The 3,250-nt window shown below is 32.6% G+C and carries 5 protein-coding genes; all 5 read left to right on the top strand.

Going from position 1 to position 3,250, the window contains the following annotated elements; genetic code table 11:
* Positions 1 to 225 (top strand): DNA polymerase domain-containing protein (locus QMD61_11540; GenBank protein MDI6725266.1); only part of this gene is annotated, 225 nt, incomplete at its 5' end.
* Positions 226 to 331: 106 nt separating this feature from the next.
* Entirely contained in the window at positions 332 to 1,528 is a 1,197-nt protein-coding gene (locus QMD61_11535) for an aspartate aminotransferase family protein (protein MDI6725265.1), read from the top strand.
* A gap of 14 nt (positions 1,529 to 1,542) precedes the next feature.
* The gene (locus QMD61_11530) at positions 1,543 to 2,226 is read left to right on the top strand and encodes a methyltransferase domain-containing protein (GenBank protein ID MDI6725264.1); all 684 of its coding nucleotides are present in this window, start codon (positions 1,543 to 1,545) and stop codon (positions 2,224 to 2,226) included.
* Positions 2,227 to 2,257: 31 nt separating this feature from the next.
* Positions 2,258 to 2,716: a GNAT family N-acetyltransferase gene (locus tag QMD61_11525; GenBank protein MDI6725263.1), complete on the top strand. Its 459-nt coding sequence runs from the start codon at positions 2,258 to 2,260 to the stop codon at positions 2,714 to 2,716.
* 22 nt (positions 2,717 to 2,738) lie between these two features.
* Positions 2,739 to 3,250 (top strand): epoxyqueuosine reductase (locus QMD61_11520; protein MDI6725262.1); only part of this gene is annotated, 512 nt, incomplete at its 3' end.

Raw genomic sequence — 3,250 nt, 5'->3', positions numbered from 1 at the left:
GTGCAGCAGGAAGCTCTGAAAACTCTTGCAAATTCCATGTATGGAGTTTACGGCTATGCAAGGTTTAGATGGTACAGCCATGAATGTGCAGACGCTGTAACCGCCTGGGGAAGAGATTATATTAAAAATACCATGAAAGAAGCTGAAAAGTATGGCTTTAAGGCCATATATGCAGATACTGATGGATTTTATGCCACCTATACTGGAAAAACAGAGGACATTTAAATCTGTAAAACAGGAATAGAACATTAAAAAGTATCTGAATAATTTTTAAGACAATTAAAATCATTATAATATAAATATATCACAATTAAATATTGAGGCAATTATTATGGGCGAAATTTTAGACACATTTCAAATAGAAGATAAACATTATGCTTCTTTTGCAAATAAAAAGCAAATATCAATAGAAAAAGGGGAAGGAGTGTATGTTTATGACGAAGAAGGTGAAAAATATATAGATTTAACTTCAGGATGGGGAGTAACAAGTATTGGGCATGCTAATCCTGTAATTACAGAAGCTCTTTTAGATCAAAGTAAAAAAATTATACAAAATCCCAATTCCGGGGCAACATATTCTCCATCAAGGTCCAGACTCATATCACTAATGCAAGAGATACTTCCTGAAAATTTAAATCGTGTATTTTTTGCAAACAGTGGAGCAGAAGCAAATGATGCAGCAATTAAACTTGCAAGAAAAGCAACAGGAAAGCTAAACATCATATCCACAGAAAAAAGTTTTCATGGAAGAACCATTAGTACTGTGTCTGTAACAGGCCAAAATTCCCATAGAAGTAGGTTTAATCCTCTAATTCCAAACCATATATTCGTTCCATATAATGATATTGAAGCAATTGAAAAAGTTATAAGAAATGACGTTGCTGCAGTAATAGTTGAGCCAATACAAGGAGAAGGTGGAATCAATCTTCCAGATCAGGAGTATCTTAAAAATCTATCTGATTTATGCACAAAAAATGATGTTCTTTTAATAGTAGATGAAATTCAAACTGGATTTTTTAGAACTGGCCAACTATTCATGTCAGATAATGTTAAAATCGATATTTTAACCATGGCTAAAGGTATTGCAGGAGGATTTCCTTTTGGCGCATTCGCAATTACAGAAGAACTGAATAATAAGTTTGAAATAGGAGACCATGGCGGAACATATTGTGGAAACCCGCTTGGTTGTGCAGTTGCATACTCTGTAATCAAATATATGTTAGATAATAAAATCTGGGAAAATGTTGAAGAAGTAAGTAAATTTGCATTTAAAGAATTAAAAGAAATGCAAAATGACCATCCAGATATTATAAAAGACATACGTGGCAAAGGATTATTAATTGCAATAGAACTGGTTGATGAAGAAACTGCAGATTCTTTAAATTCAAAATGTCTGGATAATGGACTTATTTTAAATATTACACAGGGCAAGGTAATGAGGATATTTCCTGCTTTGAATATATCTAAAGAAGAGATGAAAGAAGGATTAAATATATTTAAAAGAGCTTTAAGCGAATATAGACTATAATATATGGTGTATAAATGTCAAATAAAACTTTAAAAGAAAAATTTGACGAAAATGCAGATAAATATGATAAAATACGTAAGCTAATTATTCCCTGCTTTGATGACCTTTATAATATAACAAGAAATCTTGCTAATTCTAAAAAAGAAGATCCAAAGATACTTGATTTAGGTGCGGGAACCGGTTTACTCACAAAATACTTATTAGAAAAATTTCCACAAGGAGAATTTACTTTAGTTGATCTTTCAGAAGAAATGCTTAAAATCGCAAAAAACAGATTTATGGGATTAAATAACTTCAAATATATTGCTGAGGACTATTTAACATATAATTTCGATAACTCATTTGACATGATAATTTCATCCCTTTCGATACATCATTTAGAAGATGAAAACAAAAAGAAATTGTATAAAAAGGCCTATGATTCGCTGAATCATGAGGGAATCTTTCTAAATGCTGATCAGGTGATTGGTCCAACTCCGGATGTTGATAAAAGTTACCAGGAAAATTGGATGCAGAAAATAGAAGAAAATAACTTTACAGGACCTGAAAAAGACACCGCTATGGAACGGATGAAATTTGATAACCCGGCAACCCTCGAAGACAATTTAAAATGGTTGAATGATTGCGGTTTTAAAGATGTGGATGTGTACTACAAATATTATAATTTCTGCATTTTCTATGGCAAAAAATTCGAATAAACTCATAAATTAAGAATTCGAAGGTTATCAAATGAATATTAACTATATTGAACTAAATACAGAACAAATTGATAGAATTAAGCCCTTATGGAATAATTTAAGAGATTATCACAGTGAATTATCAACACATTTCCCAGAAAGATACGATGCAGTTAAATTTGAGGATAGAAAGAAAGAAATACTTAAAAAATCTGAAAATGGAATCCTAAAAATTGATCTCGTTGAAGATAAAAATACAGATAGTTATGTTGGCTATTGTATAAGCTCCATTTCAGAAGAAAATGTTGTTGAAGTAGATTCTATATTTTTAGATGAAAAATATCGATCTTCAGGTATTGGTTCCATGCTTATGGAACGTGCCATTAACTGGATGGATAAAAATAGAGTTAAAACTAAAAAAATAGTAGTTGCAATTGGTAATGAGGACTTATTACCATTTTATGGGCGTTATAATTTCCTTCCAAGGCATTTAATATTAGAACAAAAATAATATAAATGAATTGAGGTATTCTATGCAGCTTGAATATAAGATCAGGATAATGGCAGAACATGAAGGAGCTGATTTTTTTGGCATTGCAGAGTTATCCAGCGCCAAAGATACCATAACTGATCAGGGAAGCTTATTTGTGGCTGAATATCCTAAAGCAATCTCTATAGGAATCAGATTACCAGATGCAATTGTTGATGCCCTGCCAGATCGAGATAATCCTGCTGTAGCTGTTAACTATCGCCATGCTTATGATATTATCAATTTACGCCTTGACATTTTAACATCGAAATTAGCAAGTATAATTCAGCAAGATGATTATAAAGCACTGGCCATTTCTGCATCGGAGCGTTATGATGATGAAAGAATCTGTGCTGTATTTTCACATAAACTGGCTGCAAATCTGGCTGGTCTTGGATGGATTGGTAAAAGTTGCCTTCTTATAACACCTGAAGCAGGGCCAAGAGTTCGTTGGAGTACGGTGCTTACTGATGCACCTCTCAAAGTTACAGGAAAACCCGTAGAGTCCAAATGTGT

This window comes from Methanobacterium sp., assembly GCA_030017655.1.
Taxonomy (GTDB): domain Archaea; phylum Methanobacteriota; class Methanobacteria; order Methanobacteriales; family Methanobacteriaceae; genus Methanobacterium_D.
The sequence above is the reverse complement of the archived record's forward strand: the minus strand, read 5'-3'. Positions and strand labels throughout refer to the sequence as shown.